The following is an 18,987-nucleotide window of genomic DNA, read 5'->3' as shown; positions in this document are numbered from 1 at the left end:
GACAGGCCCGTCCGGCAACGCTAGCGTGCCTCCGCGCCGGCACACCGGCGAGGCGGCATGGAGGCGAGGGCATGACGGATGGGAGCATGCGCAGGGCGGTGCTCGCGGCAATAGCGCTGGGCGCCGGAGTGGCCGCAATCTCGGGCACCGCCGCGGCGTGCGGCCGCGACAGCGACTGCGCGGTCGACGGCGGGGTCTACCGGGTCGCCGTGCCAGAAGGCTGGGACGGCCGCTCGACCCTGCCGGCGGCGGTGTTCTTCCACGGCTACGGCTCGTCGGCGGCCGGGGTGATGGGCAACGACGGCCTGGTCCGCGCCTTTTCCGAACGCGGCATCCTGCTGATCGTGCCGAACGGCGTCGACAGGACCTGGTCGCACGTCGGCTCGCCGTCGCAGGATCGCGACGAGCTGGCCTTCATGGATGCGGTTCGCGCCGACGCGATGGCGCGCTGGCCGATCGACGAGGCGCTGTTCTGGGTCACCGGCTTCAGCCAGGGCGGCTCGATGGCGTGGGACATCGCCTGCTACCGCGGCGACGACTATGCCGCCTTCGCGCCGATCGCCGGCGCGTTCTGGGAGCCGCAGGCGACCAGCTGTCCGACCGCCGCCGTCAACATGCGCCACGTGCACGGCACCGCCGACACGGTGGTGCCGATGGCGGGACGGCCGATCGCCGGCCTCTGGCGCCAGGGCGATGTGCTGCGCGCCGTCGCGCTGTGGCGCGCGCAGGACCAGTGCCGCCCGGAACCGGACCGGGTGGTCGTCGAGGGCTCGCTCGAATGCCAGGAATGGACCAGCTGCGCCAGCGGCAAGCAGGTCGAGCTGTGCCTGCACGACGGCGGCCACATGATGCCGCGCGGCTGGCTGGACGGCGCCTGGACCTGGGTGCAGAGCCTGCACGGCTGAACCGCAGTCGCCGCCCCGTCTCCTGACAAAATGTTGTCAGGAGACGGCATGCACACTCGTCCCGTCAACCATCCGACGGGAGAACGCGAAATGAGTGGTGCACCGGCGAACTTCACGGTCTGGGCCGAGATTCCGGTCAGCGACCTCGACCAGGCGATCCGCTTCTACGAGGCGGTGTTCGCCACCCGGCTGAACCGGGTCGACAACATGGGCCCCAATCCGATGGCGGTGTTCCCGACCGAGAACGGCAGCGGCGTCGCCGGCCACCTCTATCCCGGCAAGCCGGCCGCCGACGGCACCGGGCCGACGGTGCACCTGCTGGTGCCCGACAGGCTGGAGGATGCGGTGGCGCGACTGGAACAGGCCGGCGGCACGGTGGTCTCGCCGCCGATCGCGATCCCGGCGGGACGGTTCGCCTATTGCTGCGATCCGGACGGCAATTCGATCGGGCTGTTCACCCGCACCGGGCCGGCGTGAGCAGGTTGGGCCCGCCGGCGCCTGCCGGCGGGTCCGCAAATCGGTCAGGCGGCGACCTTGGTGCCGATATTGGCGGGGCGGGCAAGCTGCATCAGGCGCGCCTCGTTCAGCCCGAAGATGCGCGCAAGCGCACGCAGGTCGGCCTCGACCAGCGGCTGCTGGCCCTCCTCGATCGCCGCGACCTCGGCCGGCGAGCGCAACATCATCTCGGCCAGCTCGGCCTGGGTCATGAACGCATGGCTCCGCAGCGCACTGACCACGGCGCCGCAATCCTCGAGCAACATCTGACTACCTCATCTGGAAGCGATCCGGCCGAAATGTGCGGCCGTCCGGGCCCAATCCGTGGGCATCCGGCGACCATGATATAGGCGCCGTTTTGCAGTGCGCAATGGATTTGTTCGCACTCGCACAATATTGATCGCCGGTGCGGCACGCATGGCCGCCATGCGCGGCAGGGCGGGCACCCGCCTTGCCGCGGTGCGGCGGTTGCGGCATTTTCGGTGTCAGCATCCCTGCCCCATAGCGTTCGACAGGAACTCCCATGGCCGACACAGACTTCGACGTGCTCTACATCGGCGCCGGTCCCGGCGGCTACGTCTCGGCCATCCGCGCCGCCCAGCTCGGCCTGGAGGTGGGCGTGATCGAGAAGCGCGGCGCGCTGGGCGGCACCTGCCTCAATGTCGGCTGCATCCCGTCCAAGGCGCTGCTGCAGTCCTCCGAGCTCTACGCCGAGGCCCAGCACGGCCTGGCGGCGCACGGCATCAAGATCGGCGGCGTCGGGCTCGACCTCGCCGCCATGCTGGCGCGCAAGGACAAGGTGGTGAAGGACCTGACCAAGGGCATCGCCTTCCTGTTCGACAAGAACGACATCGAGTGGATCGAGGGCACCGGCCGAATCCTGGCGCCCGGCAAGGTGCAGGTGACCGACGCCGACGGCGAGACCTCGACGCTGACGGCGGACTCGATCGTCATCGCCACCGGCTCGGAGTCCATGCCGCTGCCGGGCGTCGAGGTCGACGAGCAGCGCATCGTCACCTCGACCGGCGCACTGACGCTGCAGGCGGTGCCGAAGCACCTGGTGGTGATCGGCGGCGGCTATATCGGCCTGGAGATGGGCTCGGTCTGGCGGCGGCTGGGGGCGGAGGTCACGGTGGTGGAGTTCCTCGACCGCATCACGCCCGGCATGGACGGCGAGATCTCGAAGCTGTTCCAGCGCGTGCTCGGCAAGCAGGGCTTCACCTTCAAGCTCGGCACCAAGGTCACCGCTGCGAAGGCGTCGAAGAAGGGGGTCACCCTGACGCTGGAGCCGGCCGCCGGCGGCGCGGCCGAAACCATGGAAGCCGACGTGGTGCTGCTGTCGATCGGCCGGCGGCCCTATGTCGAGGACCTCGGCCTCGACGAGCTCGGCATCGCCCGCGACAAGCGCGGCTTCATCACCGTCGACGCGGCGTTCCAGACCAGCGTACCCGGCATCTATGCCATCGGCGACTGCATTCCCGGCGCGATGCTGGCGCACAAGGCGGAGGAGGAAGGCGTCGCGGTGGCCGAGATCCTGGGCGGCGAGAAGGCGCACGTGAACTACGACGTCATCCCCGGCATCGTCTACACGTGGCCGGAGGTCGCCAGCGTCGGCAAGACCGAGGAACAGCTGAAGGAGGCCGGCGTCCCCTACAAGGTCGGCAAGTTCCCGTTCACCGCCAACAGCCGGGCCAAGGCCAGCGGCGACACCGACGGCACCGTGAAGATCCTGGCCCATGCCGAGACCGACAAGGTGCTGGGCGCTCACATCATCGGGCCCGATGCCGGCACGCTGATCCACGAGATCGTGGTGGGCATGGAGTTCGGCGCCGCCGCGGAGGACATCGCCCGTACCTGCCACGGCCACCCGACCCTGAACGAGGCGGTGAAGGAGGCGGCCCTGGCCGCCGAGGGGCGCGCCATCCACATCTGAGCGGCGCCGGCAGACCAGGGCCGAAGCCGCCCGCCCCGGCCCCGTCGGTCAAGCGGGGCCAACGCGGAGCGCCACGCCGCCGCATATGGCGGCCGCAAATGTCCACACGATGTCGGCGCGCCGACCTACAGGCCCTGGCTACCGGCCTTCGCCCCGCGAGAACACGTAGCCGGCGCCGCGCACGGTCTTGATGATCTGCGGCCGGCCGGGGTCGTGCTCGATCTTGCGCCGGATGCGGGCGATGCGGATGTCGATCGAGCGGTCGAACGGCTCGTCGCTGCGCTTGTGCGACAGGTCCAGCAGCTGCTCGCGCGACAGCACGCGGTTCGGCCGCTCGGCCAGCACGCGCAGCAGATCGAACTCCATCGCCGTCAGCGGCACCTCGCCGCCGGCGGCGTCGATCAGGCGGCGTGCGTCGAGGTCCAGCGTCATCGGGCCGACTGCGATCGTGGTCGGCGGCGGCGCGTCGACCGGCGCCGGCGGCACGTGGGTGCGGCGCAGCACAGCCTTCACCCGGGCGACGAGCTCGCGCAGCTCGACCGGCTTGGCGAGATAGTCGTCGGCGCCCATTTCCAGCCCGACCACGCGGTCGATCGGGTCGCCGTGGGCGCTGACCATCACCACGCCGGCCTTGGTGCGCTCGCGCAGGTGCCGCGCCAGCGACAGCCCGTCCTCGCCCGGCATCGAGATGTCGAGCAGGGCCACGTCGAAGCTGCCGCCGTCGTCCAGCCAACGGCGCAGCGCCGCGGCGCCGTCGAACAGCATCACGTCGAAGTCGTGCATGGCCAGGTAGTCGCCGAACGTCTCGCGCACGTCCGGCTCGTCGTCGACGATGACCACCCGGTGTCGTCCGGTCGCGACCACGGTTCCATCCATCGCTGTCCGTTCCGATCCGCTGATACTACATCAGCGCGTCGAGGATCGCGCGCACATCGCTGGGCAGGAACGGTTTCTCCAGGCACGGCCGTCCGGTCGCCCGCAGCGCCCGCGCCAGTTGCGGGCTCAGCATGTCGCCGGTGGCGAACACCAGCCTGTCGGCGACATCGGGCCGATCCCGCGCAAGCGCGGCATGGAACTGCAGGCCGTCGGTGCCGGGCATGCGCACGTCGGTGATGACGATGTCGTAGCGGCGGCGGCGGATCATGCCCATCGCCTCCTCGGCGGATGCCGCGCAGTCGACGCTGTGGCCGTCGAGCGCCAGCACCTCCGAGGTGGTCTGCGACACGGCGACGTCGTCGTCCACCACCAGAATGCGCAGCGCGCCGACCGCCTCTTCCTCCACCACGTCGGTGCCCACGGCCGCGGCCGCCGGCGCGGCCGGCAGTTCCACCCGCAGAAGCGCACCCCCCTCCGGCGGCGACAGCAGTTGGATCCGCCCGCCATGGGCGCTGACGATGCGGTGGCACAGGGTCAGGCCGATGCCGGTGCCCTGGCCGACCTGCTTGGTGGTGAACAGCGGTTCGAACACGCGCGAACGGATGTTGGCCGGCACCCCCGGCCCGCTGTCGGCCACGTCGATGCGCAGCAGCGTGCCGTCGGCCTGCGCCGACGTCTCCATCTCGATCCGGCGCGGCCCCGCGAAGTCGCGCAGCGCATGGGCGGCGTTGACCAGCAGGTTGACCACCACCTGCCGGATCTGGTCGGCATCGGCCCAGGCCATCGGCAGGCCGCGGGCCAGGTGCAGCTCCAGTGCGGCACCGCTTTCGTTGATCTGGGCCAGCGCGATCTCCGCCCCGCTGTGCACCACCGCGTTGACGTCGACCCGGTCGAGCAGGGCCGGGCCCTGGCGCGCCATCGCCAGGAAGCTGCGCACGATGCGGGCGCAGCGGTCGGCGGCCTCGGCGATCTTCTCCACCCGGCGGCCGACGGCGGCGTCGCGGGTGGTCTCGCGCAGGATCGCGGCCTGGCCGACCAGCACCGACAGCGGGTTGTTGAGCTCGTGGCTGATCCCGGCCAGCAGCTCGCCCAGCGCGCCCAGCTTCTCGGCCTGCTGCGCGATCTCGCGCTGGCGCTCCAGTTCCTCCTGGGCCGCGCGCCGCTCGGTCAGGTCGTAGGCGGTGGCGACGATCACCTCCTCGCCGCGATAGGTGATCATCCGCGCCGACAACGCCAGCCACACCAGCGTGCCGTCGCCGCGGCGGAACTGCCGCTCCCAGTTGTCGACCATGCCGAACCGGCGCAGGTGCTCGACATATTCCTGGCGCGCCGCCGGCGTCAGCCAGCGCGAGCGGGTGCTGCCGCCCGGTCCCTCGGACAGCATCATCGCCCGCGACGCCTCGGTCTCGTAGATGATCGCGCCGTCGATCGCCCGCACCATGGTGATCGGCACCGGGGCAGGCCTCCAACACGCGGCGGACCAGGTCCTCCGACCGGCGCAGCTCGCGCTCCATCCGCCTGCGCTCGGTCACGTCGGTCAGCGTCAGCACGCTGCCGCCCAGCCGGGTGCGGCGGCGCCAGACCCGCAGCCGGCGCCCGTCGGTCAACTCCAGCTCCGGCCCGGCGCTGCCGTCGTGCAGGGCGCGCTCGTGCGCATCGGCGAAGGCCGCCGCGTCGCCCTGCTCGCCGGCGAACCAGCCGGCGCAGGCGCTGGCGTGGAGGATTTCGCGCCAGCTGATCCCGGCCCGCGCCGGCGCGCAGCACATGGTGCGGAACAGGGTGTTGCAGACCACCAGCCCGCCGTCGGAATCGAATATGGCGAATCCCAGCGCCACGCACTCGATCGCGTCCTCGAGCAGCTGGCGGGCCTGCTCCGCCTCGCGCTGGCCCTGGCGCAGCGCGGTCACGTCGGTCATCAGCACTGCGCGCCCACCCTCGCTGGTCAGCGCGCGCTGGATGAACAGCTCGGTGCCGTCGTCCAGCGAGATCTCCACCGGCCGGGCCACCTCGCGGCGCAGCGACACGAAGCGCGCCACCCCGTCGTCGACCGCCGGGTCGAACGGCTCGCCGGCGATCGCGGTCACCCGCTGCAGCAGGATCGGAATGCGGTCCTCGAAGCTGCGGCCCAGCAGGGCCGCCGCCTCGGTGCCGTACAGCTCGGCATAGGCGCGGTTGCAGATCGCCAGCGTACCGTCGGGCTCCTCGACGCTGATCGCGTCGGGCAGGTTCTCGACCGCGTCGTGCAGCAGCTGCGCCCAGCGGCGGGCCTCGTCCTGCGCCGCCATCTCCTGTGTGGTGTCGCGCACGAACTCGTAGTAGCCGGTGACGGTCCCGTCCTGGCCGTAGTGCGGGTGGAACACCCGCTCGGTGAAGCGGCGCACGCCGTCGGCATAGACCGCCCAGCCGGCCCAGCGGGCGATGCCGCCGGCCAGCGCGGTCTCGCGCATCTTCAGGTCGGCCCTGAAGCTCTCCGCGCCGATCACCTCGGCCGTCGGGCGGCCGATCAGGGCGTCGGCGTCCTCGCCGACCAGCCGCGCCGCCTCGCGATTGGCGAACAGGGTGCGGTGCTCGCGGTCCATGAACCAGATCCGCGAGGGTACCGCATCCAGGATCATGCGCAGCACCCGGTTCTCGTGCAGGTGACCGGGTGGGCCGGTCAGATCGCCAGCCACACCCCTTTCGTCCATGCGACACTCCCAGCGCGGCACCGTGCGCGACACGGCCATCACGCTAAGTGACGCATATTTCAGGTTCGCATCAATGCGGCGCTGTTGTGTTTCTGATGTTTCCGGATGCGGTGATGCCGGACCGGCCGAAGTCGCGCTCGAGCCGCTCGATGTCGTCCTCGGTCAGGCCGACGTCGCGCTGCAGATAGGGCGGCAGCGTGCGCAGGTGGCGCACCGCCCGGCGCCGCTCGAGATGCGCTGCAAGCGCATCGATCGCCCGGCGGAAAAGGCCCGGGCCCCGCCGCGCGCCGCCGTCGACGGACAGGTGCGGCCGCAACGCGGCGGCACCGCCCTTGCCGTAGGCCGAATTCGGTTTCATGGCCGGTCGTCCCCCTTGGTTTCGCCGACGCGGCCCGGCGGGCCGCAGCAGTTGGGACGGCGGAAATGGGGGCCGGATGTTTCAGTCCAAGCACCGGCGGACGGCAATCTTGTTTCAGTTGTTTCCGCCGTCGGCGCGGCTCGATCGGATGCGGCCGGGGCTGCGCGGGCGCGACGTGGTCCGTGTCGCGCCGGCCTTGCCCGGAACCGGTCCGGGCAAGGTGCGCGGCAGGTCAGATGATCGTCGTGCTCAGCATGGTCGAGCCGTCCAGGGTGTAGAGGACCTGGTCGCCGATCGGGTTGCCGAGCACGAGGAACAGGGCAACCGTATCGGCGAGCGCCGGCGTCCCCAGGCGCAGGACGACTTGCTCGCCGTCGGACCACAGGTCGTACGCGTTGAAGTGGTGCGCCGCCTTCATCGCGTCGGTCCAGCCCGCGACGAGCGCGCTGAGGTCGATGTAGTCGCGTTCGAAGAAATTGTAGTCGGTGACAAGGTCGGGCCAGTAGTCGCCCGTCATGACGGCGAAGCCGTCGGCACCGGTGCCGCCGGTCAGGGTATCCAGTCCGTTGCTGGTGCGCAGCAGGTCGTTGCCGCTGCCGCCGAACAGCCTGTCGTCGCCTTCGCCGCCGTTCATGACATCGTTGCCGGCGCCACCGTCGAGATAGTCGTTGCCGGTGCCGCCAAGCAGAACGTCGTTGCCGGTGCCGCCGTAGATGGCATCGTTGTCGGCGCCGCCGTTGAGGGTGTCGTTGCCCTCCTGGCCGAGCATCCAGTCGGCGCCCGAACCGCCATAGGCCCAGTCGTCGCCGGCACCGCCGGCCAGGATGTCGTTGCCGGCATCGCCCCACAGCGAATCGTTGCCATCCTCGCCGAACAGTATGTCGTCGCCGATGCCGCCATGGACCTGGTCGGCATTGCCGCCGGCAAAGACGGTGTCGTTGCCGCCGTTGGCCCAGATCACGTCCTGCCAGCTGGTGCCGTGCAGGGTGTCGTTGCCTACGGTGCCGGTGAAGGTGAACGGGCTGATCGTTATCGGCCCCGGCATGTAAGGCAGCGGAAGAATGTCGAAGTCCGGCATCGCAATCTCCATTGCAGGTCTCGCCCCTCGGAATAGGACGCCGATGCGGCAATTCGCGTTCACCGATCCGGAGGTGGCCGCGCCGTCGCCCGGCGGCTCGGCGTGGATTGCGAGAGGGACAGGGGAGGCGCGATGCGCGCGCGCATTCGGCCGCGGCCGCGGCCAAGACGGTCAGGCGCGCAAAGGGCACGCGCCGCGAACGGCAAACGGTCTAACGTCCCGCGACCGAAGTGTCTAAAGTCCGATCCGCTGACAAAAAAACCGCCGGAATCGTTCGATCCGGCGGCCCAAGTCACAGGGAGGCTTCACGTCTGGGAGACATGAATGGATCGAAATCGACCCAATCTGCCCGAAACGTCGGAAACGTTTCGAACCGAAGCATGCAATAAATGACATCGGCGAGTTACATTTGCACGCCCCCGCAACGCAATGCAGCCATGCGCGCTGCGCATAGCACGGTCCGGTCCGGCCGCGTGAAATGCCCGCCGCACCGGGGACTTTAGCGGTTTAGTTTCCACGCGAAACGTCAGGGAGTTCGCCCTTGCAGGCCGACAAGGCAGAAAGATGCCCGACGGAGGGAACCGACGGCGACGCGGTCGGCGCCAGCCTCGTGCCCTGGCTGGCCGCCGACGTCCGCGACGCGCTGGGCGCATGGCTGCAATGGCTCGCGGCGGAGCGGCGCGCCTCGGCCCACACCGTTGCCGCCTATCGCCGCGACCTGATGGGGTTCACCCGCTTCGTCGCCGAGCATTGCGGCGGGTCGGTCGACTTCGCGTCGCTGGCCGGCCTGCGCGCCGCCGACCTGCGCGCCTGGCTGGCCGCGCGACACGGCGACGGGCGGGCGAAGACCTCGACCGCCCGGGCGCTGTCGGTGGTGCGCTCGTTCTATCGCCACCTGCGCCGCCGCCATGGCGTCGAGAATGCCGCCGTCGCCACCATCCGCAGCCCGCGCCTGCCGGTCACCGCGCCACGCCCGCTGAACGAGGCCGACGCCCGCGCCGCCATCGACCTCGCCGCGGCCTTGCCGGATCGGGAATGGATCGGGCTGCGCGACGCCGCGCTGGCCACCCTGCTCTACGGCTGCGGCCTGCGCATCGGCGAGGCGCTGGCGCTGGACGGCCGCGACCGGCCGGCCGGCGGCCTGCTGCGGGTGATGGGCAAGGGCGGCAAGGAGCGGCAGGTGCCGGTCCTGCCTGTGGTGACGGAGGCGCTGGCAGCCTATGAGGCGGCGTGCCCGTTCCCGCTGACCGCCGGCGCGCCGCTGTTCCGCGGCGCCAGGGGCGGGCGGCTGCAGCCGGCGGTGGCGCAGAAGGCGATGCGCCTGGTGCGCGGCGCCCTCGGTCTGCCGGCCAGCGCGACGCCGCACGCGCTGCGGCACAGCTTCGCCACCCACCTGCTCGCCGGCGGCGGCGACCTGCGCACGATCCAGGAACTGCTCGGCCACGCCTCGCTGGCCGCCACCCAGCGCTACACCGCCGTCGACGAAAGCCGGCTGCGCGCAGTCTACGACGCCGCCCATCCGCGGGCACGGGCCGCTCGCTCCAACGGCTGAGCGGCAGTCACTCGATGTCGATCTCGTAATAGCCGAGGGTCAAGCGGATCGGACCGTCAAGGTCGAGATTGCCGTCGTCGAGCAGGGCCGACCAGACGTCGACCCGGCCCACCGACTCCGCCCAGCCCTCGCGCGTCGCCGGGTCGGTCGCATGCGCCAGCACGCCGCGACGCACCGCCAGGAAGGCGCGCAGCCATGCGACCTCGTCGACACCATTCGATGGCCATCCGCCGACGGCGGCCTCGGTGGCATCGATCATCGACCACAGCGAGTCCGGGTCGTCGCCGTCGCCGTGCTGAATGATGGCGTCGTAGAGCGCCGCGCGGGCCAGCGCGGTCTGCAGCCCGAGTTCATCGGCGTAGCCGTTGACCGGGTCGAAATAGAGCTCCGCGTTGATCTCGTCCTGCGCCTGCCGGAAACCCGGATCTTCCGCCGCGGCGGCCCAGGCCGCCGCGAACCCCTGCAGTCCGCCGGTGTCGTCGTCCGCAGCGGCGGCGAGGCGTTCCAGCTCCGGCAGCCAGGCCAGGATCGGCGCATCGGGGCGCAACGTCGCGTAGCGCCGTACGACCAGCACCGCGTCGCCGGTCGCGGTGGTGAAGCCGGCACGGCCCGCTGTGATGCCGCGGCCGTCGCCGATATCCTCGGCATAGCCGTACTGGATGACCGGGGTCGCATTCTCGAAGATGCTGATCAGCTGCTCCGCCCGATGCAGCCGGACGCCGTCGAGGCCGCCGGCGCCGGCCGGCGCCGAAGCCAACAGCAGGACCGCCAGCAGCATGGCCGTCCGGCCTGCGACACGGCGGCAGCATGCGGTCATGAAGTGCCTCCCGGGGTGGTCCGGCTGCCGACGCCGCGTCGCTGCGAGGACCGCACACACGATAGCACGGCCAACGGGCGTTGCGCAGCCGGGCGCAACGTCGGCTACAGCCGGTCCCTCAGGCTGTACCACAGCATGCCCGCGACCAGCGCCGGCCAGCGCAGCAGCGCACCGCCGGGGAACCGCGGCTGCGGCACGCCCGCCAGCACGTCGAAGCGGGCCATCGTGCCCGCAGCCGCCTCGGCGATCAGCGCGCCGGCCAGCGTGGTCAGCGCCACGCCGTGGCCGGAAAAGCCCTGGGCGTGGAACACGTTGCCGTCGGCCCGGCCGAAGCTGGGCATGCGGTTCGGCGTCACGGCCAGCGTGCCGCCCCAGCCAAAATCCACCGGCGTACCGGCAAGCTGCGGGAAGACCTTCAACAGGTGCGGCCGCACGAACGCCGCGATGTCGGCCGGGAACCGCCGGCTGTAGGTCTCGCCGCCGCCGAACAGCAGCCGCCGGTCGGCCGACAGCCGGAAATAGTTGACCACGAACTTGGTGTCGGTGACCGCGACGTTGTCGCGGATCAGCGCGCGCGCTGCCGCCTCGCCCAGCGGCGCGGTGGCGACGATGTAGTTGTTGATCGGCATGATCGCGCCCATCAGCCGCGGCACCAGCCGGTCGAGATAGCCGTTGCAGGCGACGACGACGAAGCGGCAGCGCACGGTGCCGCTCGCGGTCGCCACCCGCGGCCGGTTGCCGCCGGCGACGGCGGTCGCCGATGTGCCCTCGTGCAGCACCGCCCCCGCCGTGCGCGCCGCCCGGGCCAGGCCCAGCGCGTAGTTCAGCGGGTGAAGGTGCCCGGCTCCTGTGTCGACGATGCCGCCATGATAGCGGACCGAGCCCAGCCGCTGGCGCACCGAGGCCGGATCCAGGCACTCGATCGCGTCATAGCCGTAGCGGCCGGCGAGGTGGTCGGCATAGGCGTGCAGTTCGCCCGTCAGCGCCGGCTTGTGCGCCACCGTCATCACGCCGGGGCGGTAGTCGCAGGCGATGGCGTGGCGGGCGATGCGGTCGCGCACGGCGGCCTTCGCCGCTTCGGCCAGGTCCCACAGCGCACGGGCGCGGTCGGCGCCGACCATGGCCTCCAGCGCCTCCTGGTCCTTGCGCTGGCCGGAGCCGAGCTGGCCGCCGTTGCGCCCCGAGGCGCCCCAGCCGACTCGCCGCCCCTCCAGCAGCCGCACCGAGAAGCCGGCCTCGGCCAGGTGCAGCGCGGCCGACAGGCCGGTATAGCCGCCGCCGATCACGCAGGCGTCCACGCTGCAATGGCCGTCCAGCGGCGGATAGCGGGTCCGGTCGTTCGCGGTCGCCGCGTACCACGACGGTGCGTGCTCGGTCGTCGCCATGGCCCAGGCTAGCGCGGCGCGGCTACAGCGGCCAGACCAGCAGCAGCAGCGGGGTCGCCACCAGCACGATCAGCACTTCCAGCGGCAGGCCCACCCGCCAGTAGTCGCCGAACTTGTAGCCGCCCGGCCCCATCACCAGCACGTTGTTCTGATGGCCGATCGGCGTGAGGAACGAACAGGAGCCGCCGATCGCCACCGCCATCAGGAAGCTGTCGGGGTTAACGCCGATCTGCCCGGCGATGGTCGCCGCGATCGGCGCCATCACCACCACCGTCGCCGCGTTGTTCATGATGTCCGACAGCGTCATCGTCACCACCATGACCACGACCAGGATCACCACCGGGCTGATCTCGCCGGCCAGCATCAGCACGGCATCGACGATCAGCTGGGTGCCGCCGGTGCTCTCCAGCGCGCCGCCAAGCGGAATCATCGCGCCGAGCAGCACGATCACCGGCCAGTCGATCGCCTCGTAGGCCGCGCGCGCGGTGATCGTCTGGCCGACGATCAGCAGCACCACCGCCAGCCCGAACGCCACCTGCACCGGGAACACGTTCAGCGCCGCCAGCACCAGAGCGGCGGCGAAGATCGCCACCGGCAGCCAGGCCCGGCGCTGTGAGGCCAGCTTCAGCGCGCGCGGCGCCAGCGGCAGGCAGCCCATCTCGCGCACGATGTCGGGCAGCGCGTCGATCTCGCCGTGCAGCAGCAGCACGTCGCCGGCGGCGAAGCGCACCTCGTCGATACGGTTGCGGAACGGCACGCCCTCGCGGGCGATCGCCAGCAGGTTGACGCCGAAGCGCCGGCGCATCCGCAGCCGCTCGGTCGAGCGGCCCTCGATGCGGCTGCCGGGCTGCACCACCGCCTCGATCACGCCGACCTCGTCGCTGCGCAGGTCGCCGGGATCGAAATCCTCGCGGCCGACGAAGTCGATCCCGCCCTTGCCGACCAGCTTCTTCAGGTGGCTGGGGTCGGCGCGCACGATGATGATGTCGCCGTCCGCGATCCGCTCCATGCGCAGGTTCTGATAGCGGCGCAGCTCGCCGCGGATCAGGCCGACCACCACGATGTGGCCCTCGCCGGCCGCCTCCAGCTCGCGCAGCTCGGTGCCGATCAGCTTGCAATCCTCGCCGATGCGCAGTTCCGAGACATAGTCGCGGATCTTGAACGCCTCGTCGGCCGACTGCCGGCCGCGCCGGTCCTTCGGCACCAGCCGCCAGCCGATCAGCACCACGAACGCGACCCCGGCCAGGGCGACCGCGACGCCGACCGGCGTGAAGTCGAACATGCCGAACGCTTCGCCGCCCAGCCGGGCGCGGTAGGTGGCGACCAGGATGTTCGGCGGCGTGCCGATCTGGGTGATCAGGCCGCCCAGGATGGTGCCGAAGGCCAGCGGCATCAGCACGTGCGACGGCTGCGCCTCGACCTCGCGCGAGGCGCGCAGCGCCAGCGGCATCAGCAGCGCCAGCGCGCCGACGTTGTTCATGAACGCCGACAGCAGCGCGCCGATCGCGGTCAGCGCCGCGATCAGCGTCACCGGCTTGTGCACCCAGTGCAGCAGCACGTCGGCGACCCGGTCGAGCACGCCGCTGTCCTGCAGCGCCCGCGAGATGATCAGCACCGCCGCCACCGTGATCACCGCGGGGTGTCCGAAGCCGGCGAAGGCCTCGTCGCCCGGCACCACGCCGGCCACCGTCGCCGCCATCAGCGCGCCGAACGCGACCACGTCGTAGCGGACCGGCCCCTTGACGAACAGCACGAGCGCCAGCCCGAGGACGGCGAAGATGATGATCTGGTCAGTGCTCACTCGGGCCCCTATGTTTGCCCTGCGTCCCTTGCGGCTCCGCCCGCCGGCGGCGCACCCGCCATCCCCGACGGCAACACTGGAACACCCCAGCCATGCCTCAGTTGCAGATTCACCAGGTGCCGGTGCTGAACGACAACTACGTCTACCTGGCCCACGAACCAGACAGCGGCGCCACGGCGGTGGTCGACCCGGCGGTGGCGGAGCCGGTGCTGGCGGAGGCCGTGCGCCTCGGCTGGACCATCACCCACATCCTCAACACGCACCATCACGGCGACCATGTCGGCGGCAACGCCGCAATCCAGGCCGCCACCGGCTGCACCATCGTCGGTCCGCGCGCCGACCGCAACCGCATTCCCGGCATCCAGGTCGAGGTCGGCGACGGCGACAGCTATGCGCTCGGCGACCAGGTGGCGACCGTGTTCGACGTGCCCGGCCACACCCGCGGCCACATCGCCTACTGGTTCGCGGATCTGCGCGCGCTGTTCTGCGGCGACACCCTGTTCGCGCTCGGCTGCGGGCGCCTGTTCGAGGGCTCGCCGGCGCAGATGTGGGCCTCGCTGGGCAAGCTGCGCGCGCTGCCGGGCGATACCCGCGTGTTCTGCGCCCACGAATATACCCAGTCCAACGCCCGCTTCGCGGTGACGGTCGACCCCGACAACGCCGCGCTGACGCGCCGTGCCGCCGCGATCGACGCCGCAAGGGCCAAGGGCGAGCGCACGGTGCCGTCGCTGCTGGCGGACGAGCTGGCGACCAACCCGTTCCTGCGCGCCGACGACCCCGCGCTTGCCGCCGCGGTGGGACTGGCCGGCGCCGATCCGGTGGCGGTATTCGCCGAGGTGCGCGGCCGCAAGGACCGGTTCTGAGGCGGGCGGCGCGGCCGGATCAGTCGCCGGCGTAGAGCTCGGTCTCGCGCAGGTACCCGGCCCAGGCGAACCAGTAGGCGACATGGCCGGCCACCCGCGGCAGGGTGGCGCCGTCGTCGCCGACCAGCGCGTCCTCGGTCACCGTCCAGCCCTGGCCGTCGGCCGCCAGCCTGTCGAGCCCGCCGTCGGCGGCGAAGTCGCGGCCCTCGCGGGCATAGGCGCGCACGGTCCGCGTCGCCGCGTCGCCGACCAGCACCACGTCGGAAAAGCCGACCCGGTCGTTGATCACCCGGCCGCCGGCGAAGACCGACAGCGGCCAGGCCTTGGCGCCGCCGGGCGCGCGGATGCCGAACACGAAATCCTTCGCCGCCAGCCCGCCTTCGGCCACCACCGCCGGGAACATCAGGTCCGGGCTGGCGAAATAGTCGGCATAGGCCGCACCGGGGGCGTAGTCGCGCTGATAGCCGGTGTCGAGCGACAGCACGGTGGTGTCGGGGTTGGCGTCGCGCCACGCCGCCCAGCTGGTGATCGCCACCGGCCGGATCGCGAGTTCGATGCCGCTGCCGGTCAGCGGGCCGACCACCGGCCGGCCGGTGAACTGGTTCCACAGGCTGCCGGTCTGGTGGTCGTACATCAGCTTGTTCGACCGGTAGAGCAGGCCCGACGAGCCGAAGGTGAACGGCGCGTCGCGGCCGGCGACCGTCGTCTCGAACAGGATGCCGGCGCCGCACAGCGTGCAATAGGCCAGCGATACCGGCACGCCGCCGACCACGTCGTTGAACATCTCGTGCCAGTCGAGAATGCGCAGCGGATAGGCACGCGCATCGCCGTCGATGGCGACGCCAAACACCAGGTCCTCGTCGCGCAGATAGCCGGCCTCGTCCGCCGGAACCTGGGCGGCGTTGACCAGCGCCGGGATGCCGTCGACCTTGACCCCGCCCCAGACGATCTCCTCCAGCCGGATCTCGTGGGCGACGCCGTCGGGCAGGAAGGCGGCGAAGCGCGGGTCGATCGCCTCCAGCACCGTGCGCTGCAGCGCGGGGAAGCTGGGGTGCGGGGCGAGCCCGGTCTCGCGCTCGCGCCAGACCATCCACTCGAACCAGCCGCCCCGGTCCGGCACGCCGGTAAGACGGCTCAGCGCGTCGCGCATCGCCTGCGGCGGCAGGAAGGTGTAGCGCATCGTCAGGATCAGGTTGTGCGCCACCCGCGGGTCGCCGTTCGCAACCAGCGCTTCCAGCGCCGTCGGCGCACTCGCGGCATCGCCGAATACCAGGTCCAGGCTGTCCAGCAGCACCTGGTTGTCGTTCAGCTGCGCCGCCGCCGGCCTGGCAAGGCCGACAAGCAGGGCAAGGCAGGCAAGCCATCGGGTCATCTTGGGAAGTCCGGCGCGGCGGCGATCGATCCACTAGACCCCGGAAGCGGGGCCCCCGCCAGGGGCCTTCACGCGCTTGTTGCCCGAAGTGACGCGCGGTGCCGGCCGGTCGTGCGTTGGCCACAATGTCCCGCTATGGCTACACTCCGCCCGGCCGCCCGCGCGGACCGGCCAGAAAAGGAGAGGGGCGCCATGACCATCGGAAAATCCACCGCGCTCTTTGCGCTGCTCCTGCTCGGACCCGGCGCGGCGACGGCGCAGTCGCCCGACCCGCTGGCCGGCTTCTACTACATCGCGCCGGGCGGCATCGGCGCCGGCTATGCCGACTACTATGCCCTGTTCGAGAACGGATTCTGGGAATATGGCGACGCCTATCTCTGCGCCGACGACGGGGCGTTGAACGAAGAGGCCGTCCCCTACCGCGCCGGCGGCTGGCGGCGCGACGGCGCCATCCTGATCCTGAACGAATCGGCGCGGACCGTGCACACCGGCGGCACCTGCGAATGCGACGCCATCGAGTGCCGCATCGTCGGCGGCACCGTCCGCACCCTGCATCCGATGCTCGACATCGTCGTCGACCCGGCCGCTGCCTGCGCCTCCGACCGCGACCCGATGGCCGATCTCGGCGTCGACCTGCCCTGCCTGACCATCAACGGCACCGGCTTCTTCCGGCTAGGCCGGGCCGAGGACTACCTGCCCTGACCGTGCTTGCGCGTGGAACCCGACGCCGCCGCTGTCGTTGACCCGTCAGGAGGCGGAGCGGCAGCGAAAGGACCGGACCATGCGCCATGTCAACGACGGAGCCGGACGCGACCACGTCGAGATCGAACCGACCGAGGCCCGCCAGGGCGAGCCGGGCCGGCCGATGATGTACGTGCTGCTCGGCGGCATCGGCGGCACGGTGTTCGGCTTCGCGATCGCGTTGCTGGCCTTCGCCGGCTAGCGGCTGGAGACGGAATTATCGTTTCATGAACGAGGGTTAACCTCCGGGTGACAGTCGTCACACGTTGGCGCGAGGAATTCCGCGGCCTTGCACGCAGGCCGTGTCATTGTCCCGCCGCCGGCCGATTTTTGCCACATCGCGCGCCCACCTGCCTTTCCGATGCTGCCCAGAAACAGACCGGGAGGTTTGTCGATGTTGGCTTCGGACCTGGTGGGATGGCTTGCCGCCGCGCTGACCCTGGTCGCATTCTCGATGCAGGCCATGGTGCCGCTGCGTATCGCCGCGCTGGCCGCCAATTTCTGCTTCATCGTCTACGGCACTCTCTCCGGGCTTTACCCGGTGGTCGCACTGCACGCCGTGCTGGTGCCCTGCAACCTCTACCGGCTGCACCAGCGGCTGCGCGCGTCGAAACCGGCGGCCGAGCGCCGCGAGCCCCGGCTGCCCCCGCTGGCGCCATCGCCCGCCACGTCGAGCACCCTGCGGGAGGCGCGCTCCAGCGGCAGCGTGGCCCCGGCACCGACCGTCCACCGGCAAGCCGCCTGAGCCGCGCCGTCGGCAGGGCCCGTGCGTGGGTTGCCATCGTATGATATTACCTTTGCCCCGCGTGGCGCTTCGGGACCCGGTCCGGATGCGAGATTCAGGCTGTTGCGGGAATGATTCATATGATTAATATGCGCCTGCCTGGCAGGCGGCAACGAGGCCGCCGTCGCCGCTCGCCGGCGGACGGGCAGGACGTCAAGAAACCGGTCCAGGCACGGCCGGACCGGAACGGGAGGGAAATCGATGAAGAAGCTGCATCTGATCGGCGCCACCGCGGCCATCGCGCTGGCCGCCTTCGCCGGGTCCGCCGCGGCCCAGGACAAGCCGAGCATGGCCTTCGTGGTCAACGCCGCGTCCGACTTCTGGAAGCTGGCCGAGGCCGGCGTGCGCGCCGCACAGGAGGAGCTGCCCGACTACGACCTGCAGTTCCGCTACCCGGCCCAGGGCACGGCCGCGCTGCAGAACGCGCTGATGGACGACCTGGTCGCCGCCGGCGTCGACGCCATCATGATCTCGTCGGTCGACCCGAAGACCTCGATCGACGCGTTCAACCGCATCGCCGGCCAGGTGCCGCTGTTCACCACCGACTCCGACGCGCCGGACAGCGACCGCATCGCCTATATCGGTTCGTCGAACACCGACGCCGGCCGCCAGGCGGGCGAGATCGCGATCGAGGCGCTGCCCGACGGCGGCACCTGCATGGGCTTCGTCGGCTTCCTTGGCGCCGACAACGCGGTCGAGCGCATCGCCGGCTTCCGCGAGGCGGTGGCAGGCCACAACATCGAGCTGGTCGACGTGCGCGGCGACGACGTGGACTTCGCCCGTGCCCGCTCCAACGTCGACGACGTGCTGGTCGCCAACCCCGAGGTGAACTGCATGGTCGGCTTCTATTCCTACAACCCGCCGAAGATCTACGAGGCGCTGCAGGCCGCCAACCGGCTGGGCGACATCACCGTGATCGCCTTCGACGAGGATCCGATCACGCTGGGTGCGGTGCGCGAGGGCTCGTTCGCCGGCACCGTCGTGCAGCAGCCCTATGAGTGGGGCTACCAGGGCATGAAGCTGATGGCCGCCTATCTCGAGGGCGACAAGTCGGGCATTCCCGCGGACGGGCTGATCATCGTCCCGACCAAGATCATCAACCAGGAGAACGTCGACGCGTTCCAGGCCGAGCTGACCGCTCGCATTTCCGGCAACTGAGGTCGCGCAGGGGCGGGCCGGCGCGGCTTTCGACCGCTCCGGCCACGCCCTACCCGACCGGTCCGCCGACCGACGCCGTCTTGCCCAAGCCCGTCCCGGGCAGACGCGGCCGACCCGTGGCGGACCGGACCGGATCGCCGGGACAAGCCCGGCGTCGACGTGCAACAATGGCTGCAGCGCCC

19 protein-coding genes are annotated in these 18,987 nt (G+C 71.0%); 10 read left to right on the top strand and 9 right to left on the bottom strand.

What is annotated here, in order from left to right:
* Positions 1-71 precede the first annotated feature (71 nt).
* Positions 72-905 (top strand): polyhydroxybutyrate depolymerase, encoded by an 834-nt coding sequence (locus R3F55_21445; protein ID MEZ5669949.1) that lies wholly within the window; start codon positions 72-74, stop codon positions 903-905.
* Between the two features lie 90 nt (positions 906-995).
* Entirely contained in the window at positions 996-1,382 is a 387-nt protein-coding gene (locus R3F55_21440) for a VOC family protein (protein MEZ5669948.1), read from the top strand.
* A 44-nt stretch (positions 1,383-1,426) separates the two neighbouring features.
* On the opposite strand, the gene R3F55_21435 is transcribed toward R3F55_21440, so the two are convergent.
* Positions 1,427-1,666, bottom strand: coding sequence for a helix-turn-helix transcriptional regulator (locus R3F55_21435; GenBank protein ID MEZ5669947.1), 240 nt, complete (start codon positions 1,664-1,666; stop codon positions 1,427-1,429).
* Positions 1,667-1,923: 257 nt separating this feature from the next.
* Between R3F55_21435 and lpdA the strand changes: the two genes are divergently transcribed.
* Entirely contained in the window at positions 1,924-3,333 is a 1,410-nt protein-coding gene (gene lpdA, locus R3F55_21430; protein MEZ5669946.1) for a dihydrolipoyl dehydrogenase, read from the top strand.
* Between the two features lie 138 nt (positions 3,334-3,471).
* Here the strand turns inward: lpdA and R3F55_21425 are convergent, their stop codons facing one another.
* Positions 3,472-4,209: a response regulator transcription factor gene (locus R3F55_21425; GenBank protein MEZ5669945.1), complete on the bottom strand. Its 738-nt coding sequence runs from the start codon at positions 4,207-4,209 to the stop codon at positions 3,472-3,474.
* A 25-nt stretch (positions 4,210-4,234) separates the two neighbouring features.
* On the bottom strand, positions 4,235-5,662 hold the full coding sequence (locus R3F55_21420) for a response regulator (protein ID MEZ5669944.1): 1,428 nt from the start codon (positions 5,660-5,662) through the stop codon (positions 4,235-4,237).
* Between R3F55_21420 and R3F55_21415 the strand changes: the two genes are divergently transcribed.
* On the top strand, positions 5,622-6,947 hold the full coding sequence (locus R3F55_21415) for a hypothetical protein (GenBank protein MEZ5669943.1): 1,326 nt from the start codon (positions 5,622-5,624) through the stop codon (positions 6,945-6,947). The two genes, R3F55_21420 and R3F55_21415, sit on opposite strands and share 41 nt — an antisense overlap.
* Before the next feature lie 19 nt (positions 6,948-6,966).
* Here R3F55_21415 and R3F55_21410 read toward each other — a convergent pair whose 3' ends face one another.
* Positions 6,967-7,254: a DUF1127 domain-containing protein gene (locus R3F55_21410; GenBank protein ID MEZ5669942.1), complete on the bottom strand. Its 288-nt coding sequence runs from the start codon at positions 7,252-7,254 to the stop codon at positions 6,967-6,969.
* Positions 7,255-7,486: 232 nt separating this feature from the next.
* Positions 7,487-8,332 carry a calcium-binding protein gene (locus R3F55_21405; protein MEZ5669941.1) on the bottom strand — a complete coding sequence of 282 codons (846 nt, stop codon included), beginning with the start codon at positions 8,330-8,332 and terminating at the stop codon, positions 7,487-7,489.
* A 541-nt stretch (positions 8,333-8,873) separates the two neighbouring features.
* Between R3F55_21405 and R3F55_21400 the strand changes: the two genes are divergently transcribed.
* Positions 8,874-9,884: a tyrosine recombinase XerC gene (locus tag R3F55_21400; protein MEZ5669940.1), complete on the top strand. Its 1,011-nt coding sequence runs from the start codon at positions 8,874-8,876 to the stop codon at positions 9,882-9,884.
* Positions 9,885-9,891: 7 nt separating this feature from the next.
* On the opposite strand, the gene R3F55_21395 is transcribed toward R3F55_21400, so the two are convergent.
* The 3 genes from R3F55_21395 to R3F55_21385 all read right to left on the bottom strand — a co-directional run bounded on the left by R3F55_21395 (position 9,892) and on the right by R3F55_21385 (position 13,887).
* Positions 9,892-10,662 (bottom strand): chitosanase, encoded by a 771-nt coding sequence (locus tag R3F55_21395; GenBank protein ID MEZ5669939.1) that lies wholly within the window; start codon positions 10,660-10,662, stop codon positions 9,892-9,894.
* A 143-nt stretch (positions 10,663-10,805) separates the two neighbouring features.
* Positions 10,806-12,086: an FAD-binding oxidoreductase gene (locus R3F55_21390; GenBank protein ID MEZ5669938.1), complete on the bottom strand. Its 1,281-nt coding sequence runs from the start codon at positions 12,084-12,086 to the stop codon at positions 10,806-10,808.
* A 22-nt stretch (positions 12,087-12,108) separates the two neighbouring features.
* Positions 12,109-13,887: an SLC13 family permease gene (locus R3F55_21385; GenBank protein ID MEZ5669937.1), complete on the bottom strand. Its 1,779-nt coding sequence runs from the start codon at positions 13,885-13,887 to the stop codon at positions 12,109-12,111.
* A gap of 92 nt (positions 13,888-13,979) precedes the next feature.
* Between R3F55_21385 and gloB the strand changes: the two genes are divergently transcribed.
* Positions 13,980-14,750 carry a hydroxyacylglutathione hydrolase gene (gloB, locus tag R3F55_21380; GenBank protein ID MEZ5669936.1) on the top strand — a complete coding sequence of 257 codons (771 nt, stop codon included), beginning with the start codon at positions 13,980-13,982 and terminating at the stop codon, positions 14,748-14,750.
* Positions 14,751-14,769: 19 nt separating this feature from the next.
* Here gloB and R3F55_21375 read toward each other — a convergent pair whose 3' ends face one another.
* Positions 14,770-16,122, bottom strand: coding sequence for a DUF3179 domain-containing protein (locus R3F55_21375; protein MEZ5669935.1), 1,353 nt, complete (start codon positions 16,120-16,122; stop codon positions 14,770-14,772).
* Positions 16,123-16,314: 192 nt separating this feature from the next.
* On the opposite strand from R3F55_21375, the gene R3F55_21370 reads away from it, so the two are divergent.
* The 4 genes from R3F55_21370 (at position 16,315) to R3F55_21355 (ending at position 18,805) form a co-directional block, all read left to right on the top strand.
* A complete protein-coding gene (locus R3F55_21370) occupies positions 16,315-16,824 on the top strand; it encodes a hypothetical protein (GenBank protein ID MEZ5669934.1) in 510 nt (169 codons plus the stop codon).
* Between the two features lie 79 nt (positions 16,825-16,903).
* Positions 16,904-17,065: a hypothetical protein gene (locus R3F55_21365; protein ID MEZ5669933.1), complete on the top strand. Its 162-nt coding sequence runs from the start codon at positions 16,904-16,906 to the stop codon at positions 17,063-17,065.
* Between the two features lie 192 nt (positions 17,066-17,257).
* Entirely contained in the window at positions 17,258-17,608 is a 351-nt protein-coding gene (locus R3F55_21360) for a hypothetical protein (GenBank protein ID MEZ5669932.1), read from the top strand.
* A 240-nt stretch (positions 17,609-17,848) separates the two neighbouring features.
* Positions 17,849-18,805: a sugar-binding protein gene (locus R3F55_21355; protein MEZ5669931.1), complete on the top strand. Its 957-nt coding sequence runs from the start codon at positions 17,849-17,851 to the stop codon at positions 18,803-18,805.
* Positions 18,806-18,987: the final 182 nt, after the last annotated feature.

It is taken from the genome of Alphaproteobacteria bacterium (assembly GCA_041396705.1).
Taxonomy (GTDB): Bacteria; Pseudomonadota; Alphaproteobacteria; order CALKHQ01; family CALKHQ01; genus CALKHQ01.
Note: the sequence above shows the minus strand (reverse complement) of the source record. Positions and strands in the feature narration are given on the sequence as shown.

Bases quoted from the DNA above. Each gene is read 5' to 3' on its own strand.
- R3F55_21440 (MEZ5669948.1), top strand. From the start codon at position 996: ATGAGTGGTGCACCGGCGAACTTCACGGTCTGGGCCGAGATTCCGGTC.
- lpdA (MEZ5669946.1), top strand. From the start codon at position 1,924: ATGGCCGACACAGACTTCGACGTGCTCTACATCGGCGCCGGTCCCGGC.
- R3F55_21375 (MEZ5669935.1), bottom strand. From the start codon at position 16,122: ATGACCCGATGGCTTGCCTGCCTTGCCCTGCTTGTCGGCCTTGCCAGG.
- R3F55_21435 (MEZ5669947.1), bottom strand. From the start codon at position 1,666: ATGTTGCTCGAGGATTGCGGCGCCGTGGTCAGTGCGCTGCGGAGCCAT.
- R3F55_21415 (MEZ5669943.1), top strand. From the start codon at position 5,622: ATGATCGCGCCGTCGATCGCCCGCACCATGGTGATCGGCACCGGGGCA.
- R3F55_21355 (MEZ5669931.1), top strand. From the start codon at position 17,849: ATGAAGAAGCTGCATCTGATCGGCGCCACCGCGGCCATCGCGCTGGCC.
- R3F55_21405 (MEZ5669941.1), bottom strand. From the start codon at position 8,332: ATGCCGGACTTCGACATTCTTCCGCTGCCTTACATGCCGGGGCCGATA.
- R3F55_21365 (MEZ5669933.1), top strand. From the start codon at position 16,904: ATGCGCCATGTCAACGACGGAGCCGGACGCGACCACGTCGAGATCGAA.
- R3F55_21395 (MEZ5669939.1), bottom strand. From the start codon at position 10,662: ATGCTGCTGGCGGTCCTGCTGTTGGCTTCGGCGCCGGCCGGCGCCGGC.
- R3F55_21370 (MEZ5669934.1), top strand. From the start codon at position 16,315: ATGACCATCGGAAAATCCACCGCGCTCTTTGCGCTGCTCCTGCTCGGA.
- R3F55_21390 (MEZ5669938.1), bottom strand. From the start codon at position 12,086: ATGGCGACGACCGAGCACGCACCGTCGTGGTACGCGGCGACCGCGAAC.
- gloB (MEZ5669936.1), top strand. From the start codon at position 13,980: ATGCCTCAGTTGCAGATTCACCAGGTGCCGGTGCTGAACGACAACTAC.
- R3F55_21410 (MEZ5669942.1), bottom strand. From the start codon at position 7,254: ATGAAACCGAATTCGGCCTACGGCAAGGGCGGTGCCGCCGCGTTGCGG.
- R3F55_21425 (MEZ5669945.1), bottom strand. From the start codon at position 4,209: ATGGATGGAACCGTGGTCGCGACCGGACGACACCGGGTGGTCATCGTC.
- R3F55_21360 (MEZ5669932.1), top strand. From the start codon at position 17,258: ATGTTGGCTTCGGACCTGGTGGGATGGCTTGCCGCCGCGCTGACCCTG.
- R3F55_21445 (MEZ5669949.1), top strand. From the start codon at position 72: ATGACGGATGGGAGCATGCGCAGGGCGGTGCTCGCGGCAATAGCGCTG.